The sequence below is a fragment of the Neobacillus sp. plas4 genome (genome assembly GCF_057221695.1).
The window spans coordinates 5522051-5542916 of the sequence record NZ_CM170152.1; the positions used below are offsets into that span (position 1 = coordinate 5522051).

Genomic DNA, 20866 nt, shown 5'->3' on the forward strand with positions numbered 1-20866 from the left:
TCTCAGAATAACAAATGAAAAAATTGGAGGTATTTCCTTTGGGATTATTTAATAAAACCAAGGCAACCACCTTAACTGCTGCAGAAGTTTCGGCCCTTTGGCTGCAGTATATGGGTGATAGTATGGCAATATGTGTTTACAAATATTTTCTTACGATTGTTGAGAACAAAGAGATAAAACCCATTTTAGAATACGCCTTGCAGTTAGCTGAGAGCCATATTTCAAAAATTACCGATTTCCTAAAAAGTGCTAATTTCCAAATCCCTATCGGATTTACAGATAATGATGTGAATGTGAATGCCCCACGTCTGTTTTCTGACCAATTTCTACTTTTTTACTCGTATATTATGACCATACATGGGCTAACAGCTTATAGCTTAGCTATTTCAAACACGGAGCGACAAGACATTCAAAATTACTTCTTTGACTGTACGGCATCATCTAAGGAGCTGTTCCAAAAAATTGTAGAATTGTCTAAAAACCAGCCAAAATATACAAGTGTCCCCTCCATACCATCACCTCATGGGGCAAAGTTTATGGAATCTCCAGGATTCATTTCCAATTTAATCGGAGACAAAAGACCACTAAATAGTTCCGAAATCAGCACTCTTTTCTTTAATTCGACGAAAACTGGATTTATCACGTCGTTAAGTTTGGCTTTTAGTCAGGTGGCGGTACGTGAAGATGTTCGTAATTTTATGTTGAAAAACGTTAAATTAGCTGGGAGAGATGCCGAAAGCTTTGACGCTATCTTGCAACAGGATCGTTTACCAATACCTGCGAAATGGGATGACGAGATCACAGATTCAACAGTAAGTCCATTTTCTGACAAATTGATCATGTTTCACGCGGGTTTTTTAGTAAATGCAGCCCTTACATATTATGGTGCATCCTTAGGTTCCAGCTTAAGGTCGGATCTAATCGTAACCTATAGTAAAGTATTTACCCATGCGATGGAGGCAGGAGCAATTTCTTTCAATATTATGGTGAAACATGGTTGGATGGAAAAACAACCAGAAGCGATGGACAGATAATCACTATCACAGACGGCAATTTCTGCGTTTGTTCCCACAGTACCAATACTTTTGATTTATACTAAAAAAGCCCCTTTCCAATAGGATGAAAGGGGCTTTGCCTTCCACTGCTATTAACCTTCAAAAATTCTAATTTTGCAGTTTTTCAGTATTATTAAATACATCAACCGCCTGAGTTGATCTAAACTATTTCATAAAATAGGCGTGAAGGTGTGGAAAGAAAAATCGATTAATATATAATAAATATCAATCCGAAGGCATGTCCATTTTGTCTTTCCCTTTCGGGTGATGGTAGTTTGATATTTAGAGAGGAAGTTTTATATGTTAGGAGAAATTTTCGCCACACTTTTTGATGTGATTGTCCCGCTTGCTTTGCCTGTGATAGCAGGAGTCTTGCTAAGCCGGTTTGGGAAGCTGGAAATCAAGCCGCTTTTAAACTTTGTCTTATATTACATAACGCCGTTCTTGATTTTTGATACCTTAATGGAGGCGCGGTTATCACGAGAGGATGTATATTTGACTGTTGCCTATTCCCTGTTAAATTTGATCTTACTAGCGGTTGCAGCCAACCTTTTAGGGAAATTGTTCAAACTGCCAGCCAATGATATAGCTGGGTTAACCTTAATTTCCTCCTTTACCAATTCGGTCAACTATGGAATCCCACTAACCTTGCTTGCTTTTGGTCAGCTGGGGCTTGAAAAGGCAGCCATCTACATCGTTATGCAGATGATCATGATGCATACATTAGGAATCTTCTTTGCAGCACGCTCTCACTTTACAGTAAAAAATGCGATGAAATCGGTGTTTGCCCTGCCTGCTATTTATGCGGTATTGCTAGCCATCGTGTTACGCACGTTTGATTTAACACTGCCAGGCGGTCTCTCCACCGGCATTTCCATGATTGCAGACTCTTACCCGCCCATTGTACTAGCGATTTTAGGCGCACAAATGGCCAATGTGAAAACAGAAAGTATTACTAGGAATACACGCGTTACCTTCTGGACAGGCATGAGTATGAGATTATTGATCGCACCACTCATTGCTTTATTGTGCTTAACTCTATTAAACATTGAAGGCATTATGTTCTCTACGCTATTAGTATTATCCTGTATGCCCGTTGCGATCAACGCCGGCATTCTAGCTGAAAAATTCGATGCCTCACCAAAGGTGTTAACCAAAACGATACTTTGGACAACCCTATTGTCCTTTTTTGTATTACCGATATTGATTGTTTTGGTTAAATAGGTCCAAAGAGGGTTTTGGTTTACAAATAAAACCTCGACAACCTACAAATATCGACAAACTTCCTCGCAGATTTTTGGTAGAATGTGGTAGTAATAACCTATATTAATAAGAATGTCGTAGGATTTGGGGGTAATTTGTATGGGCAGCACCGCACAACAAACCATTGATGCAGATCTTTATACACAGAAATGGTTTAAAAATTGGAAGATAATCACGGTAAGTACCATTGCACTTATTCTTGCCGCCGTCAGCTTTTATCAAGCCACACACTTTAACGCTAACATAAAGATAAATGGGGTCGAGGTCGGCGGCATGAGTGCTGGCAAGGCTTTAAAAAAATTACAAATATCACTTTTAAAAAATGATATTTACCTGGGTGAGCAACTAATTGTAGATGGAAAAGATACGAAGATGGGATTCACAAATGATGACCTGCCCGGAATAAAACAACATTTAAAAGACCAATGGTCATTCTTTCCCACTTTTAAAGAAAAAGAGTATACCTTAGTGTCTGGCCAGCAGGACCAATACCGAAGCGAGACACTTAAAAATGAACTAGAACAAAAACTCACCAGCATGAATCAGAGTTTAACAGCTCCTGTTGATGCACATGTGTCATTGGTAGAAGGAGATATCGTTGTCTCGAAAAGTGTTGACGGGACACAATATGATGTCGCTAGTATCATGAAAGAATACGAAAAGCAGGGATATCGTAGTGAAATTCGTCTAAAACCTACCTATTTGCTTGCACTCAACGAAGACAGTGGGAAGGTAAAAAATGAAAAGCAAAAACTGCAGACACTCCTTCAACATACGGTTGAGTATAAAGTACAGGATAAAGTTCATAGTTTAAGCGGCAGCGAACTCATCAAAAACGCAACGATTTCTGAGGATTTAAAGGTTTCAATCGCCCCAAGCACGATTAACAGTAAAATCACCGAAATTAATGAAGCCCAGTCCACACTGGGTAAAGATTTCAGCTTCAAGACCCATTCCGGTTCGATTATTTCTGTGAAAGGGCAAGGATATGGCTGGGCGCTGGATGTGGAGAAAGAAGCAGCCCAGATTCAAGCAGCATTTGAAAATGGAGAAACAACTCTTTCCGCTTCCAATATTCAGGGAAATGGCTGGAGTGGTGAGGGCTATGGCTATGAAACCACAGCAAACAACGGCATTGGGGATACTTATGCAGAAGTTTCAATTGCCGAACAGCGTATTTGGCTCTACAAAGACGGAAAATTAGTCCTGACAACAAATGTCGTTACCGGCAAGCGCAGCACCGGGGAAGATACATCACCAGGAGTGTGGTATATCTTATTCAAACGAACACCTTATACACTGAAGGGCAGTGCCGTCGGCAAAGCCGATTATTCCGTTCCAGTAAGTTATTGGGCACCCTTCACAAACAGCGGCCAAGGCTTCCACGATGCCGGCTGGCGGACAAACTGGAGCAGTACCGCTTATCTAACAGGTGGATCCGGCGGATGTGTAAACGTAACGCCTAACGTCATGAAAGCTGTCTACGATAATCTTAGTGTTCATCAGCCAGTGGTTGTGTATTAGAAATTAAAAAAGTACGGCTTAATCCAAGATGGGTTAAGCCGTACTTTTTTCCATTTTTGTTTTGGACCTATTATAACTGAAGGACAGGGCTGCTAGCTTTGACGAAGCGTGGATGGGTGGAAAAACAACCAGAAGCGATGTCCCATTTTAAATGCTGAATGATTAAATCTTTAACCGTACGGGTTATGAAAGAAATAACTTTTGGCATAAAAAAGGATAGTTGACATAATGGCCGGCCAACTATCCTTTCATATTTCTATCGTTCACACGCAAAATTATCTTTATCTCTATCATGTTTAGGTTCATACGCTGGGTGTGTTGAAGGAACGCCATTGGGATGGACCTTTCTCAATTCCGTACAGTTTTGAAAACTTACCACTGTGGTATTGTTTGCTTCTGTATTAGCGGTGGCTGCCTGAGCTGCAGCTTCCTCCTGTGCTTTCAAGGCTGCTGCTGCTTCAGCTTTTCTTTTTTCTTCTTCAGCTGCGGCTTGCTGCTTTGCCAGCTCCTCTTCTTTTTTCTTTTGTTCCTCTAATTCCCTAGCCTTTTGTTCTTCAATTTTCTTTTGTTCTTCTAGTTCCTTTGCTTTTTGCGCTTCCGCCTCAGCCTTTTCTTTCTCCTCTTTATCCTTTTTCTCTGCTTCTAAACGTGCAGCTTCCTCCTTTTTATCGTCCGTTGATTGTTCAGTTTTTTGTTCAGACACCTCATCAGTTTGTTCAGGTGCTGTACACCCCAACAGAATGAAAGGAATGATAAATACGAAAACTCCTCTAATTACTACACTTTTCCCTGACTCCATTTTAACCAAGGAAGGTTTAATTAGACCTAAGATGATCACAATAATAAATAAAAACATCAACAACATAAAAAAATTAGACACTTTAATTTTCCCCCTCTAACATGACCTTTGTCCCAAATCTACAATATACCTATTCTACCAGAATTGGAAATAATATACTATAAAACCTTTAGGTCTTTGGAAGTTAGGGGGGAAAATTATTGTTCAAAATTAATCGTAGTTTCTTACTTTTTGTCAAAAATTTCTCTACCTGCCAAAATATGTTCCTTACTTGCGAACTTTATTCACTTACCTGCACAGATTTCATTTTACCTGCATTTTTCCTTTGTTTATCTGCCTAACAAATTTCCCCACTGGAAAAGTCTAAATGCCGTATCTGGATGGTGCCTGGCACCTTTATTTTTAAAAGGATAATCCCTTAGCTTTCCTTCATACTCGAATTGAAAGTTGGGGACCTGCTGCAAGTCATAGGGTGCGATTAGAGAGAGGGGCTTGTCAAAATGAAGGGTGTCACAGTCTTTTAGTAACGATGCAACAAATTGAGAACAGAAAAAAGCTTTTTTTCTATCTATTGGGGTATTAAACATAACACCGAATAATCCTAAAAAATTATAACGATACTGTTTCTTTTGAGCTTCGATTGCTTCTATATACTGATACATCTTTTGCAATTGATCTTCAGTTACGGTAAAGGAATAAATAGCACAGTCTGCATGTGTAAATAAACCTGTTAGAACATCTTCTTTCACAAAACCCCCAATAAAAGGATTTCTGGCTGTTTTTCTCCCGAAACTATATACCTCTGACAACTCGTAATCAAATGCTATCGAGGCATGATTATATGGTTTTTTCGTATAGAGCTTAATCAACTTTGTTAAAAAGGAACCTGTATTTGTTAAAAGAATATAAACCTTTCTTTCCATCATTCTTACCCTCCTCACCAGTTCCTGCAGCAACTTTTCTACTCTCACTATACAAACAAAAACCTAAGAAAAGATTGATAGAATCCTTAAGAAATTCTTAAACTTGAAAACCAAAGGAAAACCAAGGAAAACCAAGGAAAACCAAGGGGACGGTTCTGATGGCTCAAAAAGCCACCAGAACCGTCCCCCATGTCAAATTTTTTAAAATTATGTTAAAATGTTGAATGATATTAAACATTGTTGAATGAGATTAATAACACTTTAAATAAAGGGGATGTTCATAATTAGTAATATAGGACACATTGGAAAACGTATAAAAGAGGCAAGATTGAAAAAGAAATTTACTCAACAAGAATTGGCAGATAAATGTGGATTAACAAAGAGTTTAATTTCAAAAATTGAACATGGACAAACAGCTTCAGCAATCGCAACTCTATCCAAAATAACGAAAGAATTAGAAGTATCGTTATCATGGGTACTCGGGGAAGATAAAGAGGAAAACCTAATTATATCTCCTAGCAAAAGCCGTACATCAAAAGTGGGCAATAAAGAAATGGGATATTTATATGAGACGCTCGCAAATCGTCCTCAACTTAGTAAAATTGAACCTATCATCGCAACCGTTCTCCCAGATTCATCGGAAGAAGGTCCATACACTCATTTAGAAGATGAGTTTATCTTAGTTCTATCTGGATCCATTTATCTCTCGTATGATGGAGAAAACTATCTTTTAGAAGAAGGTGACAGTGCCTATTTTAATGGAACAGTCCCACATGTTTTCCTGCCTGTAGATAGGAAAGAAGCCAAGGTGTTATCCATCTTTATTGAGCCAAGTTCAATTTAGTTATGCTAGCTATAAAAGGAGGGAAAATCCTATTTATAGCTATTTATTATTCTGAAAATAATTATTATTTACATTCTTGAGAAATTATTGTAAGATTTCCTTGTATTCAACTTTGTTGAATTTAATTTTACATAGTTTAATAGGAGGAATGTAAATTGAATAGTCGTATTTCTGGTTTTTATCGTTTACCTGTTGAAGAAAGACTTAGTATTATTGCAGAGCAATGTAACTTAAGTAATGAGGAAAAGGATATTTTATATGGTGCGACGGCATTCCCTATGAGCACTGCTGATGCGATGATTGAAAACGTTGTAGGTATCATTCCTATACCAGTAGGAATTGCAACAAACTTTAAAATAAACGGAAAAGATACGTTTATTCCGATGGCAACTGAAGAGCCTTCTGTAGTAGCGGCTGCCAGTAATGCAGCTAGAATTGCTTACAACAAAGGCGGATTCTTTACTTCTTTAAGCGGGTCAATTATGAGAGGCCAGATTCAAGTAGTCGATGTTAAAGATCCACATGCTGCAAAAATAAGAATCTATGAAAAAAAGTCTGAGATTCTAGAAAAATGTAATGCACAAGATCCAACTTTAGTTTCTTTTGGCGGGGGCGCTAAAGATATTGAAGTGAATGTGATAGAAACTGCTACTCAAACGATGTTAATACTCAACTTGTTTGTTGATACAAAAGATGCAATGGGCGCGAATGCTGTTAATACAATGGCTGAAGCAATTGCACCGATGGTTGAAACTATTACTTCCGGGCGCGTTATTTTACGTATTATTTCTAATCTTGCAGATCGTAGATTAGCAAGAGCACGTGCAGTTTTCTCTGCTGAAGCATTAGGTGGTAAAGACGTAGTTCGTGATATTGTAAACGCATACGAGTTTGCTGATACAGATCCTTATCGTGCTGCCACTCATAACAAGGGGATTATGAATGGTATTTCAGCTGTTGTTTTAGCTACTGGTAACGATACAAGAGCTGTTGAAGCTGGAGCTCATGCTTATGCAACAACAACTGGACGATATCGTTCATTGACAAAATATGAAATTAATGAAGATGGAGATTTAGTAGGATCTATTGAACTCCCTATGGCTGTTGGAATTATTGGAGGTGCCACAAAGACACATCCGGTTGCTCGTGTCGGCCTGAAAGTTTTAAATATTAATACTGCTGAAGAGTTAGCAGGCTGTATTGCGGCTACTGGACTAGCTCAAAATCTTGCAGGTTTACGTGCTCTTGCAACAGAAGGAATTCAACGAGGACATATGACTTTGCATGCACGTAATTTAGCAGTAATGGCTGGGGCTGCTGGTGACGAAATTGATCAGGTTGTTAGCCAGGCTGTAAAAGAAAAGGATTTCCGATATGACCGCATTTTAGAATTAACCAAACAATTACAAAGGGGAGTTGTCAGTGGCTCTTAATGCTGTAAGAAAAGATAATAACATTGAATCGCATTTACAAGAGAATGCTAGAAAACAAAAGAGTTATCTAGAAATATTGGGAGATACAGTTCTCCCTTTCCAGCTAATTGTGACTGTTATACTAAATATCACTTTTGCTTTAGGCGGTTACCTTTTGGGTCAAAAGATATTCCCAGCACTAGCACAAGAAAAGATGGTGAATTCTTATTCTTTATTGCTTGGTATTGGAGGAAGTGTAATCTGTCTTATCCTTTGTGCAACCTTATTTAAACCCAACAGGATTTTGACAGAGGAAGAAGCAAGTGAAGAAGATATGAAAGAAATATTTAGAGATCTACAAATAGATCCTCGTGAAGAGTATGAACTTATTATGAATGATCCGGTTACCAAACAAGAGATGGAGGAACTTGGTATACTAGGCAAATTTAAAAAAGCAGCGGAGGGTACAGATAAATGACTACATTAATGATTGCCATCATAGCAGCTATTATTGGTGCAGTACTCTTCGCATTAATCGGATTAATTTCCGGTACGGATGAAACGGCAATAATGGTTCCATTTACATTAATAGTGATTCTACTCGGTGCTCCTCCAGCAGCAGTCCTTGCCTTTTTCCTTGCAGCGGTGTTGGCTAAGCATTTAACACATGCTGTTCCAACAGCCTTAATGGGTATTCCTGGTGACACAATGGCTGTCCCATTAATGGAGCACGCCTCCGTCTTGAAAAGACTTGGAATGCCGCATATTGCATTAAGAAAAATGATATCTGGAGGGGTAATTGGAGCTTTTATTGCTCTTCCAACGGCAATTCTTTTAGGACAATTTCTTGGTCAATTCGGGGAATTTTTCAAAACCTATACGGGATTAATTTTTACAATTGCTGCCGTTATTATTGCGTTCTTCTCAAAAGGTAAATGGGTTAGCGTCTTGATGATTATTCCACTCGCCTTTTTTATAAAGGGACTCGATACATTTAGTTTCAGTATTCTCGAAAAGCATTTATCCATTAGTTTCTTTTTAGGTATAGCGATTGGGCCGATGTTTTCAGACCTTCTTATTGCTTTATCGTCTAGTTCACGACACACCTTAGAGAAACCTAAACCGAAAGAATATCATTTAGCGCCAGAGACAAAAGCTTGGTCTGGATATTTTCCAAATCCTTTCCGCATTTTAACACGCAGACAAACAGCATTTACATCAGGGGCTACATTTCTCTCTTCATTAACTTTTGTCTTCAGTCCAGTTGGGATGACGTCTTTAATGGGAGAAATCACAGCAGCACGTACAAAAGGGGCTTATAAAAAGTCCACCTCTAGTTTGAGTGTTATGAATGGTGTAACGGAATCAACGTATATAGCAGAAGCACTTATTCCATTAGTGGCTTTTGGACTTCCATTAAGTCCTGTTGCTCTTGGACCAGCTTCGCCATTATTTAATGCACCGCCAGTATTTTCGAGTGATCCGGTTAATAACCTTCATTCATTTTTAAGTCCTTCGGAGTTTTTATTATATGGAGCTATCGGTTTAGTTGTAGCAGCACTTATTGCTTACCCTTTTTCAATGAATTATGCCCGTAAGGCGACGATCTTTGTAATGAACAAGATTAGCCAGGAAGCAATCATTGGTATGTTTATAGGATTAGCATGTTTACTTGCATTCTATGAAGCTGGATTAGTTGGGATTGTTCTGACCTTTACGATGGCAACAGTAGGGGGACTATTAAATCGTATTCTAGGAATAGGATCTGGAGTTCAATTCATGGTATTTTACGGGTCTACGTGGATTATGATGACTTTGTTTGGTCTGTAATATAGGGGGAGATAAATTGCTTAACTCTATTCTTGATAAAAACTACCCAGAAATAGTTGAGATTATTGAGGTGGGCCCGCGTGACGGGCTCCAAAATGAGAAAGAATTTGTATCAACTGAGGATAAAATCAAATGGATTAATCAGTTGTCTCATACTGGATTAATATATATCGAAGTCACTTCCTTCGTAAATCCAAAGTGGATTCCTGCATTAAAAGATGCGGAGGAAGTCGTTAAGAATATTGAGCGTGTTCCTGGAGTTACATATGCTGCACTTGTTCCGAACCATAGAGGGCTAGAACGGGCATTGGAAGCGAATATTGATGAAGCATCTATATTTATGTCTGCTTCAGAAACACATAATCAAAAGAACATTAATAAATCGATTGAACAAACATTTCCTATTTTACAAGAGGTGGCAAAAGAATCAATTGCTGCCGGGAAGTCCGTTCGAGGGTATGTATCAACAGTCTTTGGCTGTCCGTATGAGGGGCAGGTAAGCATTGAAAATGTGATAAGAATATCTGAAACACTATTTGAAATGGGAGTTAGAGAATTGTCTCTTGGCGATACAATAGGCGTTGCCACCCCTTTACAAGTTCAAATGGTGTTGGATACCTTATTAAGACGGTTTCCCGCAGATAAATTGGCCATGCATTTTCATGATACAAGAGGAACAGCCATGGCAAATGTTCTGGCATCACTTGAAATGGGGATAACAAAATTTGATAGTTCACTAGGAGGACTTGGCGGTTGTCCTTACGCTCCAGGCGCATCTGGAAATTTAGCAACAGATGATTTGCTTTATATGCTCAATGGAATGGAGATCCAAACAAATATACAATCTGATCTAATACTAAAGGCGGCTCAATTTATTCAAGAAAAGATGAATAAAACTCTTCCTAGCCATACATTGCAGGCATGTTCGATTGCATAAACCAAAAACAAACCAGGGAAACCAGGGGGACGGTTCTGATGGCTCAAAAAGCCACCAGAACCGTCCCCCTGTCACTCTGTCATAATCTATTAAAATCATCAGGATCAGCAAACATACGTTGGTCCTGATTGAGCTCATTAATTTTATCCATATCCTCTTGTGAAAGTTCAAAATCAAAGACATCTGCATTTTCTGCAATTCGGTGAGCCTTTACTGATTTTGGAATCGTCACTACTCCCGTTTGTATATCCCAGCGGATAATGACCTGGGCCGTGGATTTATTGTATTTTTTTGCAATTTCAACCAAAGTGGGTTCTTCCAGCAGGCCGCCTTGCATTAATGGAGACCAGGCTTCAAGCTGGATGCCGTGCTTTTTACAAAAATCATGCACTTCCCTTTGATTAAATCGTGGATGATATTCTACCTGATTTACCATCGGTATTATTTCACAGTTTGCGATTATCTCTTCAAGGTGATGAATTTTAAAATTACTTACACCTATAGCACGAACACGTCCATCTTTATAAAGCTTCTCAAGCGCTTTCCATGTTTCTACAAGTTTTCCTTGAGAAGGAAGAGGCCAGTGAATTAAATACAGATCTAAATAGTCTAACCCTAGTTTCTCCATACTTACATCAAAAGCAGCAAGAGCAGCTTCATAGCCATGATTAGCGTTCCAGACTTTTGTGGTAATAAATAGTTCTTCTCTAGGTACACCAGATTCAGCAATCGCTTTGCCGACTCCTTCTTCATTTCCGTAAATGGCGGCAGTATCAATGCTTCTGTAACCAACTTCAAGAGCAGCCTTTACTGAATTCACTACTTCCTGTCCGTCTTCGACCTTAAAGACACCTAAGCCCAGCCACGGCATATTTACACCGTTGTGTAATGTGGTTGTACTTTGTAGACTACTCAACATTGTTTGTCTCCTTTTAATAATTTTATAGATTTACGTAATTTCTCCATTTATAAATAGGCTTCCAATTTAGAAGTTTCTTAGCCTTCTCATTGTTTAACAGCGGCTCAAAGCCTGATAGTTCTTTTCTAAAATCTTTAACATCCGGATAGCATATTTCCATTAGTTGTTTGCTCTCAATATCCATACTTGTTTCGTCCGCCCCGATATTTAGGGCAACAGAGCCAAGTCCGTCAGTTTCGACGGCCAATCGATAAGCAGTCGCCGCATCCCGTGTATCAATATAACTCCACAAAATCGTTTTTCGATGCTCAGGATTATGGATGAATCCAGGGAAATTCTGATACATTTCAGGGGCAATGACATTTCCTAACCTGAATGAGACTACCTGCATTCCCGTTCTGCGGTGGATCATATCAGCAGTTTTCTCATTGACAATCTTAGATAAACCATAGCTTTCTTCCGGCAATTGCGGGTGATCCTCATCTATTGGTACATATTGTGGTTTTAAATTTTGCTTTGAAAAACAAATACCATACGACGACTCACTTGAAGAGATTACCGCTTTTTTAATTCCTAAATTCCCCGCCGCTTCTAAAATGTTATAAGTGGACATGACATTATTTTGAAAGGTCACTTCGTTTGGATGGGAATAGGCAACCGGAATCGCTGCAAGATGGATAACAGCATCAGCACCTGCTAATACCCCATACACTTCACCAAGATTTGTTAAGTCTGTTATGACTGTTCTACATAGTGCTTCCTTTGGATACTTCATATCTGCATTAACGACTTCATAACCATGTTCCAAAAATTCTTTGATGACCTCTCGGCCAAGTAGACCACTTCCACCTGTTATAACTACCTTTTTCTTCATTTTCAACCCTCCATCTACTAATTGATAGAACAATACAATAATCCTAAAAGGATTATTGTATTGAACTTTGTTTGTTCATTATATAAACTAAGTATATGTGAAGCGTTTTCAACTTTCAAGTAATACCTGTTTGGCTTACAAAAAAAGGTTGGAGGAAATGATCGATGATTTCATTCAGTATTATTGGCGGTGCTAGTTTTCGGGCTCAATATTATCTAAGAATAGCTCAGGCTCTTCCTGAGCAATTCCGTGTATGCGGAATGGTGGTCAGGGACGAAGATAAGGGAAACCTTTTAGAAAAAAAGTGGAATGTTACAACTTACCGAAATGTGGCTCAACTCTTGGAAAATGAAAACCCGGACTTTGTGGTCGTATCCGTTTTTGGATCAGCTATACCTGTCTATTTGCTTCAATTGGGAGAGCTTGGTATCCCTGTATTAGCTGAAACTCCTCCAGCTCAATCAGTAGAGGAATTAGTAACCATGCATGAGAACCTCACTTGCAGAGGGGCTAAAGTACAAGTCGCAGAACAGTATCATTTACATCCCGTACAGCAAGCGAGACTTTCCATTATTCAATCAGGAAGTTTAGGAAATGTCTCACAAGCAACGGTTTCGATTTCCCATTTTTATCATGGCGTAAGCTTGATGAGGAAAATGCTCGGAATTGGCTATGAGGATGCAAGCATTATGGGAATGAGATTTGAAGCGCCAATAGTGGCTGGCCCGGATCGCAGCGGATCGCCAAGGGAAGAAAAGATCATTATAGCTGAGCGAGACTTGGTTTGGCTGGAATTTGATCAAAAGCTGGGAATATATGATTTTACAAAGGACCAGCATCGTTCATGGATTCGTTCCAATCATTTGTCCGTTCGTGGAGACAGGGGGGAAATATTCGATAACCGTTTGACAGTATTGGCAGACTATTCAACACCTATTTACTTAGATTTAAAGCGGATTAACAGAGGTGAAGAGGAAAATCAAGAAGGGTACTATCTGGATGGAATCATGGCAGGAGAACGATGGCTTTATCGGAATCCTTTTACTCCCGCAAGGCTCTATGATGATGAAATCGCCATCGCTTCATGCTTAAAAAAAATGAAAGAATATATCGCTGGTGGTCCAAGCTTTTATAGCCTTCCTGAGGCATCACAAGATCAATATCTTGGTCTTATGATGGAAAAGGCCATCCGTTCTCGAGAAATGGTAAGGACAGTTCGCCAGCCATGGGCCGAAGTATAAAATAAATGAAATCAACTATCAAAGGCGACTCTCCGATAATTTTTGTTTAGGTATCGCCTTTTTTAAATCCTCAATAGAAAGGCAAGCCGTTAAAGAGTAAGACAAAATAATAGGAGGGAGACAGATTCATGTGTCTCCCCCATTTTTCGTATCATGAATTTGCTTTTTAAGAAGACCGTGATAGGACCGCCTTTTGCAAAGAAATCATCGACTTAAACAAATCTCCATCCACTTCAATGGTAAATTGCCCTCTTTGGATTTCGATGAGGCTCTTGGCAATGGATAGCCCTAACCCGCTTCCTGTACTAGATCTGGATTCATCTCCTCTTTTAAAACGCTCCATTAATTCGTCTGCGGAGATATTTAACTCATAGGCTGAAATGTTTTTAAAGGTGAGAAGGATTTCGCTCCCAGCATCTTCTATATCGATGTAAACCCTTGACCCATTGAGAGCATATTTGAATATATTCGATAATACGTTTTCGATGGACCTCCATAGTAATTTTCCATCGGCTGTTACATATACCTTCTCCTTTGGATGTTTGAACCTAAATTCTAAACCCAAATCTTCAATTTTATCGCTCACTTCCCCTAGCCCTTGGGAGATTAATGAAATGATATCAATTCGCTCAAATTGAACCGGAATGTTTCCACTAGAAGCCTTCGCTGCATCAAATAAATCATCTGTTAAAACCTTTAGCCTCTTCGATTTTTGGTCCAGCACCTCGATATATTGTTCTACCTTTGATGGATCCTTTTCTTTTTTCAAAAGATCGACATAGGTAATAATCGAAGTAAGTGGTGTTCGAATGTCATGAGACACGTTGGTGATGAGCTCGGTTTTTAAGCGCTCGCTTTTGAGTTCACTGTTCACCGCCGCTTTCAGGCCATCCGTGATGCTGTTGATATTGGAAGCAAGTTTTGCAAACTCTCCCTTTCCCTCTACATGGATGGTATGCAGAATATCGCCATCCTTTATTCGCTCCACCCCTTCCTGGATCGCCGTAAACCTCTTAACCCGCTTAAAAGCAAACCAAGCTGCAATTCCCAGGGTGACCGGAAACATGAAAAACGTTGCCGCCACCAATAGTGGATATCCGATGACGAGTAAGACAGTCTTTACCGCAACATTTCCGCTCCTATATACCTCTCCTATAAACTGAACCACTTTATGGATGATTGTATAAATTAATGTATTTGTAAAAAGCGTTCTATTTTTGAGTTGCTTTACAAGCGATAGAATTAGTAGAAATCCTAGAATGGCGATTGGGAGGGTGACCGGAACAATCACTTTATCGACATTTTCAAATAAGTCTTCTATCAAGATAACCCAAAGTGATAATAAGCTAATAAAAATGACTATATTCATATCATTATATAGTTTATCCCCTGCATGTAAGTGCAGCTCTTTATCCTTAAATGACTTTCTTCCTATAACAAGGACAAGATATACAAATGAAATCATAAACCCTGCAAAGCATACGAGTAAAAGGTAAAAGCTCTTTGAGACAAGTTCTTTATTCTCTTTCCATTCTTTTATCTTAGAGTTTAGAAACTTCTCCGTAAAAGCAACATAAACAACATTGCTTTCTGGGTCCAACACATCAACTCTTTCAGTATTCCGATCTACATATTGATTCTCTTCTAATTCCTTTGGATAAATCTCTCTTTTATAATCCTCAAATATCATATAAGAAGGATAGGTTTTGAACTGTTCTTTTTCTGTCTTCGAGGTGTTCGTATAAACGTTTGAGCCATCACTAGCATAATACAGTGGTCCCTGGACCTCTTCTAGATTTTGAAGCGTTAAATGAAAATCTCTTAAATCATTCTTAATCAGCTTATTTCTTTCCTGATCGATTTTATCTGCATATTCTTCTTGAAACTTTTTATAGTTTTCCTCTACACTTAAATTAGGATTGTAACTTTTGGAAACAAATTGATAATCTTCAAATAGGATTTCTTCTTCACTTCTTAACTCTGCCTCACTGATGGTCCCGCCATTAATAATATGCTCTTCATTCTTAAATTCCCCAAGCAGTCTTGTTAAGTCGCCGACAATATTTTCACCTTCCTGGACAAATGTCCTGCTAGAAAGGTAATCGTCTTCAAAGACAATACCAAAATTACCATCATTAACTACTTCTACCTCAACAAATGCTTTGATGACACCCGTAAAACAAAGAATCATAATCATAAAAACAATGATCTTTGTTATCAATAAGTGGCTATATTTTTTCAACTTTATATCCAACTCCCCACACCACCTTCAAATATTTTGGCTCTTTCGGATTGATTTCTATTTTCTCTCGAATTTTTCTAATATGAACAGATACCGTATTCTCCGGGCTAAAGGCCGTTTCATTCCATACCTTTTCATAAATCTCCTCTATCGAAAAAACTCTTCCGGCGTTTGCAGCCAATAGCTTTAAAATCTTATATTGCACCGGTGTAAGGTGAACGGTCTCCCCATCAACCGTAATGGTTTTCGTTTCATCATCGATGACGAGCCCCCCTGTTTGATACAAATTGGTCTTTGTTTCAGCGCCTCCAAATGTCGTATACCGTCTCAACTGAGATTTAACCCTGGCGATTAGCTCTAGTGGATTAAAAGGCTTCGTTATGTAGTCATCCGCTCCGATATTTAATCCTAAGATTTTGTCGTAATCCTCCGATTTGGCCGAAAGCATGATCAATGGAATTTTATTATCCTCTCGAATCTTCATCGTAGCTCTGATTCCATCCATCCGAGGCATCATAATATCCATGATAATGAGCTGAATATCCTTCTCACCGATGATTTCGATGGCCTCGATTCCGTCAAAGGCTTTGAATACTTGATAGCCTTCATTCTCTAAGTAAATTCCAATCGCATCCACAATGGCTTTATCATCATCACAAACCAATATGTTCATGAATTTCCACTCTCCAATTGTCCCTTTTTCTCTTCTAGATTCATAATACCCATGAAATCTTAACAAACGCTATATGTAAATCTTAAGATTTTCTTAGTATTAAAAAAAAATGCCAAGGGGACGGTTCTTGTGGCTCAAAAAAGCCACAAGAACCGTCCCCCATGTCACATATAGCAAGTCGGCCATGAATGTTATTCCATCATTCTCCCTAACGGACCAAAAATGTATTCGAGAAAAGTGATAGGTCCTTGTAAGTTTTCTAGGTTAATAAAGGACGCCAAGGTCGACAAAAACAGGATAGCAATAAATGTTATTCTATCAGCCTTAAAGGCATTTTTTAGCTGCTTCCGCTCGAAAAGGACAATTAACCAAACAAGGACTTGCACCCAAAGAACTGTTTCCCAATTCCATTGCATTAATCCTTCACCTCATCTCTTGGAAGTGCTGCGGGCGGACCAACATAACCAGGTCTTCTTACCTTAGCGTTAACCTTAATGTTGACCTCTACCTCTGGGAATTTTTCATCCCATTTGGTCCTTACTTTCCACCATTCCTTTGGGTATTTTTGATGAAATCTCCTCCCGAAATCAATGACATCTGCTTTGTATTCTTGTTGGAGCTTTTCAATGGTTTGCGTTACCCTTTCCTTTAGGGCAGCTTCGTAATCTTTCTTAATTTTCTTCATGACATCCACATTCATTAGATTCAAATGAGTTTCGTTTTGGACGATATCTCCTTCAATTGCAATCGTTAAATTCATAATCCAGCGACCATCTTTGATTTGGGTCTAACTTTCATTTCCCCTAACGCGGGTGTCATTGTAATGGTTCCGTCTTCACCCTTAGGCTTAATGGATATTGTGCTTCCTTCTACCTCATCCTTTAACCACAATAAGCCACGAGTTTCTTTTAGATTTAATAATCCGACCATTTGATCTTTTTTAAAAATAGCCGTCCCATCAACGACAGGGATCGTTTCATGTGACTTCCTTGCTTTATCACGTGAAATTAATTTTTTTATATGGGGCAAAGACACACTTTGACTCTCCCCCATTAAGCCCATATCGACATCTCTTAATGTAGTGATCATTCCACTCTCTCTTTGTGTTAATTTTTTCAGCGCTTCACCTGAATGTCTTTCTAATGGTGGAACTAACGTCAAAAGTTCCTTTGCTTCACCTTCACTTACATATAAAAAGGAAGCCTCCCTTGGACTTGGCTGGCGGGCCAAATAATCTATTTCATCTCTTATTCTGCTTTTAGCCTGTTTTTTTCCAAATATATATATTTTACATTGGCCCCAAAACAGTTTTCTCGGAACATTGATTTGTAACAATGAAACGGCATTTGCAAGATTATCTCCTATTCCTTCACGAACAAAGGTAGACCCTTCTCTAGGGTTCTCCCCCGCTTGTCCACTTGTAATGGAACGAGGGATAAATATCTGGACGGAGATTCTTGTTTTACCATCCTCTAATCGGTCTATCGCTGCGGCTGTAATAATGGCTAGATCTTGCAATTCTACTCGATCTGAGCAGCCAGAAAGAGTCAATAAACATAAGCACATGATGAAGGTAAGGGTAATCTTCAAGCGCTCCCACTCCTTTTCCTGCGTGCTAGGGCAATGATGAGTAAAAATAATGGCAGTAAAGTCTGAACAAGGATGGAGTAGAAAGGCTGAATTCTTGTTAAGGTGTCTACAAGCACCACAATATTAGGGATGTCCCAATAACTAATTAAGACCAAAAGAAGACTTAAGGGAAACACGACAATTCGGTAAGAAGAGAGCCTAAACACCTGCGCTAAACCCAAACTCGCTACATATAAAAAAACAGAGATTTTAACAAAATTCCCCAAAACCCAGGAAGCAGTAATGATGATTTCAAAGTTCTCGAAAAATCCCATTACCGTAATCCCACGGACAATGGAGTAAACAGGGTAAAATTGATTTACGGATGAAACTCCCAATATGGTAAGGACAAAAAAATTAACATAGGTGAAAATAAGCATCACGTAAAGAGCTGCTTTCATCCCCGACTTTAGCCCCTTTTTTGGATTATTGATAAAAGGAAAAATAAAGGACAGAAGAAAAAATTCACTGAACCATGCACCATGTACCACCCCCCCTTTTATTACGGGAAGCAATCCATTCTCTAGAATTGGCAGCATAAAACCAATATCAATGTCCTTAATTAATAGAAGGAGAGATAAAGACGTACTCATGTAGATTGTGGTGCAAATTACAGCAGATCTAGCAATCACTTCTATCCCGCCACGGACCGCTAGTGCGCTAACAAAAATGATGCCGATGGTAAATACAACCGAGGGAGTTTCAAACATCACATTACCAGAAATGAAATTAACATATTGTCTGACCACGGCCCCAGTGTTATAAAGATAAAAGAAGACAAGAAAAAGACTAAAAAACCTGCCGAGTGCTTGTCCAAGGATTTTTTCACTATATTCAATAGGTGTCAATTTTGGAAACAATTGATGGAGCTTCCATACAATGAATACCGTGATAAAACCGATGATAGAGCCTATTATGGGCGTCATCCACAAATCATGCTGAGCAAATTTCCCAGCAATCGATGGTACGGATAGTATACCTGTAGCAACAATAGTTGGAACCATCATAAACTCCAATTGTATGTTTGAGATTTTCCCTTTTTCCAGCATGTCTAGATTCACCACCAAGCTCGTCTTATTCACTGCCTTTATTACTTCCAGGCTTTAAATTTGGTCCTTGTCTTTCAGCATTGTATCCTCCTGTCAAATGAGGACGATGATTCATCTTCCATAGTGGAGATCGAATGAGCGTATCCTTTAACGAATATTTTTGTACAGTAGCGATTGGACTCAAATAAGGGAGCCCAAAAGATTTTAGTGAGGATAAATGGATAATGAGTATAATTAACGCTAGCATCACGCCGATTAATCCTAATGTGCCTCCTAAAATAATGATGGGAAACCTTAGCAATCGGATAGCAAGACCCAACGAATAGCGGGGAACCATAAAGGAAGCAATCCCTGTAATACTCACTACAATAATCATGGGTGCACCCACAATTCCTGCTTGAACCGCTGCCTGACCAATGACAAGCGCTCCGACAATACTGACAGCTGACCCCACCTGTTTAGGAAGACGTATTCCTGCTTCCCTTAATGCTTCAAAGGCAATTTCCATTAGTATTGCTTCCACAATAGCAGGAAAAGGGATTCCCTCTCTAGCGGAAGCAATACTGATTAGCAGATCTGGTGGAACCATTTCCTGATGAAACGTTGTAATTGCCACATATACAGAAGGGAGGAATAAGGATACTGCTAAGAAAAGAAAACGAAGAGACCGAATAAAAGTCCCTATCCAAAACCGCTCATAATAGTCCTCTTGTGATTGAAATAAGCTAAAAAAACTCACCGGTGCAATCAAGGAAAAGGGTGTACCCTCAATCATTAAAATCGCCCTGCCCTCTAGCAAGTTAGCGGAAACGACGTCCGGTCGTTCCGTATACAATACTTGTGGAAAGGGAGAATACGGATCATCTTCAATGAATTGCTCAATATATCCACTTTCTAATACCCCATCAATATTTATGGTTTGAAGGCGGTTCTCGATTTCCTCAATTAAAGTTTTGTCTGCCAATCCCTCAATATAAGAAATCACAACCTTGGTTTTCGTATACCTACCGACATGAATGGTCTTCATCTTCAATGCAGGGTCTTTAATAATCCGACGCAATAAAGAGATATTGACACCTATTGATTCAGTAAAACCTTCTCTAGGTCCTCGAATGGCGGTCTCCGCCTGAGGCTCTTCGATCGAGCGCTTTTCATATTTCACTAAACCCAAAGAGAATGCCTCTTCATACCCATCAAAAAGCAAAATCGGGTTACCGTTACTAATGGCGTCGATACATGCGGAGAACGTAGAAATCTTTTTTATATTGGAAATCGGTAATCTGTTTTTTACAGAAAGAAGGAAGTCATTTTCATCAAACTCATTTTTATCTATTAATGTTTCAAGGACTTGTTCATCCAGCTTTTGAGTATCACTTAAACCATCTAAATAAATAATGGCGGCGTCTTTCTCACCAACAACAAAAGAACGAAAAATCACATCTGAACTTTCTTGGTAAAGAGAGGTGAAGAATTGAATATTTTCTTCAAGCTTTTGGGTTAACGGGATGTCCTGTGATGCCTGTTGGGGTGCCTTTTGCGCCTTCGTTGTTTTCCTTAAAGGTCCCCTTCTAATTCGAATCACCACAGCCCCCTCCTTTAAATTCATGTATATAGTTAAATTTCCTTATATTATCAAGAACTATACAAACTGG

20 protein-coding genes are annotated in these 20866 nt (G+C 39.0%); 9 read left to right on the plus strand and 11 right to left on the minus strand.

The features are described 5' to 3' along the window. The first annotated feature begins 38 nt into the window (after positions 1-38). The 3 genes from AC2TFD_RS27565 (at position 39) to AC2TFD_RS27575 (ending at position 3842) form a co-directional block, all read left to right on the plus strand. Complete coding sequence (locus AC2TFD_RS27565) at positions 39-1034, plus strand: DUF3231 family protein (protein WP_335515215.1); 996 nt, start codon at positions 39-41, stop codon at positions 1032-1034. 321 nt (positions 1035-1355) lie between these two features. Further along, positions 1356-2279 (plus strand): AEC family transporter, encoded by a 924-nt coding sequence (locus tag AC2TFD_RS27570; protein ID WP_484674362.1) that lies wholly within the window; start codon positions 1356-1358, stop codon positions 2277-2279. Positions 2280-2417: 138 nt separating this feature from the next. Beyond that, positions 2418-3842, plus strand: a complete 1425-nt coding sequence (locus AC2TFD_RS27575; protein WP_484674363.1) for a L,D-transpeptidase family protein — start codon at positions 2418-2420, stop codon at positions 3840-3842. 256 nt (positions 3843-4098) lie between these two features. Here the strand turns inward: AC2TFD_RS27575 and AC2TFD_RS27580 are convergent, their stop codons facing one another. Next, positions 4099-4722: an excalibur calcium-binding domain-containing protein gene (locus tag AC2TFD_RS27580; RefSeq protein ID WP_335568620.1), complete on the minus strand. Its 624-nt coding sequence runs from the start codon at positions 4720-4722 to the stop codon at positions 4099-4101. A gap of 248 nt (positions 4723-4970) precedes the next feature. Then, positions 4971-5567, minus strand: a complete 597-nt coding sequence (locus AC2TFD_RS27585; protein ID WP_484674364.1) for a hypothetical protein — start codon at positions 5565-5567, stop codon at positions 4971-4973. A 271-nt stretch (positions 5568-5838) separates the two neighbouring features. Here AC2TFD_RS27585 and AC2TFD_RS27590 point away from each other — a divergent pair, with 271 nt between their 5' ends. From AC2TFD_RS27590 to AC2TFD_RS27610, 5 genes are all read left to right on the plus strand, one after another. After that, the gene (locus AC2TFD_RS27590) at positions 5839-6408 is read left to right on the plus strand and encodes a helix-turn-helix domain-containing protein (protein ID WP_335568618.1); all 570 of its coding nucleotides are present in this window, start codon (positions 5839-5841) and stop codon (positions 6406-6408) included. Between the two features lie 155 nt (positions 6409-6563). Next, positions 6564-7841: a hydroxymethylglutaryl-CoA reductase, degradative gene (locus AC2TFD_RS27595; RefSeq protein ID WP_335568617.1), complete on the plus strand. Its 1278-nt coding sequence runs from the start codon at positions 6564-6566 to the stop codon at positions 7839-7841. Beyond that, positions 7831-8298, plus strand: a complete 468-nt coding sequence (locus AC2TFD_RS27600) for a hypothetical protein (RefSeq protein WP_335568616.1) — start codon at positions 7831-7833, stop codon at positions 8296-8298. Before AC2TFD_RS27595 ends, AC2TFD_RS27600 begins: the two co-directional genes overlap by 11 nt. Further along, on the plus strand, positions 8295-9650 hold the full coding sequence (locus AC2TFD_RS27605; protein WP_335509735.1) for a tripartite tricarboxylate transporter permease: 1356 nt from the start codon (positions 8295-8297) through the stop codon (positions 9648-9650). The genes AC2TFD_RS27600 and AC2TFD_RS27605 overlap by 4 nt, the downstream gene beginning before the upstream one ends. A gap of 16 nt (positions 9651-9666) precedes the next feature. Further along, positions 9667-10587: a hydroxymethylglutaryl-CoA lyase gene (locus AC2TFD_RS27610; RefSeq protein ID WP_484674365.1), complete on the plus strand. Its 921-nt coding sequence runs from the start codon at positions 9667-9669 to the stop codon at positions 10585-10587. A 79-nt stretch (positions 10588-10666) separates the two neighbouring features. Here AC2TFD_RS27610 and AC2TFD_RS27615 read toward each other — a convergent pair whose 3' ends face one another. Continuing rightward, positions 10667-11506 (minus strand): aldo/keto reductase, encoded by an 840-nt coding sequence (locus AC2TFD_RS27615; protein WP_484674366.1) that lies wholly within the window; start codon positions 11504-11506, stop codon positions 10667-10669. Between the two features lie 22 nt (positions 11507-11528). After that, on the minus strand, positions 11529-12380 hold the full coding sequence (locus AC2TFD_RS27620) for an NAD-dependent epimerase/dehydratase family protein (protein ID WP_484674367.1): 852 nt from the start codon (positions 12378-12380) through the stop codon (positions 11529-11531). A gap of 164 nt (positions 12381-12544) precedes the next feature. Here AC2TFD_RS27620 and AC2TFD_RS27625 point away from each other — a divergent pair, with 164 nt between their 5' ends. After that, on the plus strand, positions 12545-13621 hold the full coding sequence (locus AC2TFD_RS27625; protein ID WP_484674368.1) for a Gfo/Idh/MocA family protein: 1077 nt from the start codon (positions 12545-12547) through the stop codon (positions 13619-13621). 166 nt (positions 13622-13787) lie between these two features. Here AC2TFD_RS27625 and AC2TFD_RS27630 read toward each other — a convergent pair whose 3' ends face one another. The 7 genes from AC2TFD_RS27630 to AC2TFD_RS27660 all read right to left on the minus strand — a co-directional run bounded on the left by AC2TFD_RS27630 (position 13788) and on the right by AC2TFD_RS27660 (position 20820). Beyond that, on the minus strand, positions 13788-15875 hold the full coding sequence (locus tag AC2TFD_RS27630) for a HAMP domain-containing sensor histidine kinase (RefSeq protein WP_484674369.1): 2088 nt from the start codon (positions 15873-15875) through the stop codon (positions 13788-13790). Continuing rightward, a complete protein-coding gene (locus AC2TFD_RS27635) occupies positions 15850-16536 on the minus strand; it encodes a response regulator transcription factor (protein WP_484674370.1) in 687 nt (228 codons plus the stop codon). Before AC2TFD_RS27635 ends, AC2TFD_RS27630 begins: the two co-directional genes overlap by 26 nt. 191 nt (positions 16537-16727) lie before the next feature. Beyond that, on the minus strand, positions 16728-16952 hold the full coding sequence (locus AC2TFD_RS27640) for a hypothetical protein (RefSeq protein ID WP_484674371.1): 225 nt from the start codon (positions 16950-16952) through the stop codon (positions 16728-16730). Beyond that, complete coding sequence (locus AC2TFD_RS27645) at positions 16952-17296, minus strand: Ger(x)C family spore germination C-terminal domain-containing protein (protein ID WP_484674372.1); 345 nt, start codon at positions 17294-17296, stop codon at positions 16952-16954. The genes AC2TFD_RS27640 and AC2TFD_RS27645 overlap by 1 nt, the downstream gene beginning before the upstream one ends. After that, entirely contained in the window at positions 17293-18126 is an 834-nt protein-coding gene (locus AC2TFD_RS27650) for a Ger(x)C family spore germination protein (protein WP_484674373.1), read from the minus strand. The genes AC2TFD_RS27645 and AC2TFD_RS27650 overlap by 4 nt, the downstream gene beginning before the upstream one ends. Further along, a complete protein-coding gene (locus tag AC2TFD_RS27655; RefSeq protein WP_484674374.1) occupies positions 18123-19247 on the minus strand; it encodes a GerAB/ArcD/ProY family transporter in 1125 nt (374 codons plus the stop codon). Before AC2TFD_RS27655 ends, AC2TFD_RS27650 begins: the two co-directional genes overlap by 4 nt. After that, the gene (locus tag AC2TFD_RS27660) at positions 19240-20820 is read right to left on the minus strand and encodes a spore germination protein (protein ID WP_484674375.1); all 1581 of its coding nucleotides are present in this window, start codon (positions 20818-20820) and stop codon (positions 19240-19242) included. Before AC2TFD_RS27660 ends, AC2TFD_RS27655 begins: the two co-directional genes overlap by 8 nt. Between the last annotated feature and the right edge of the window lie 46 nt (positions 20821-20866).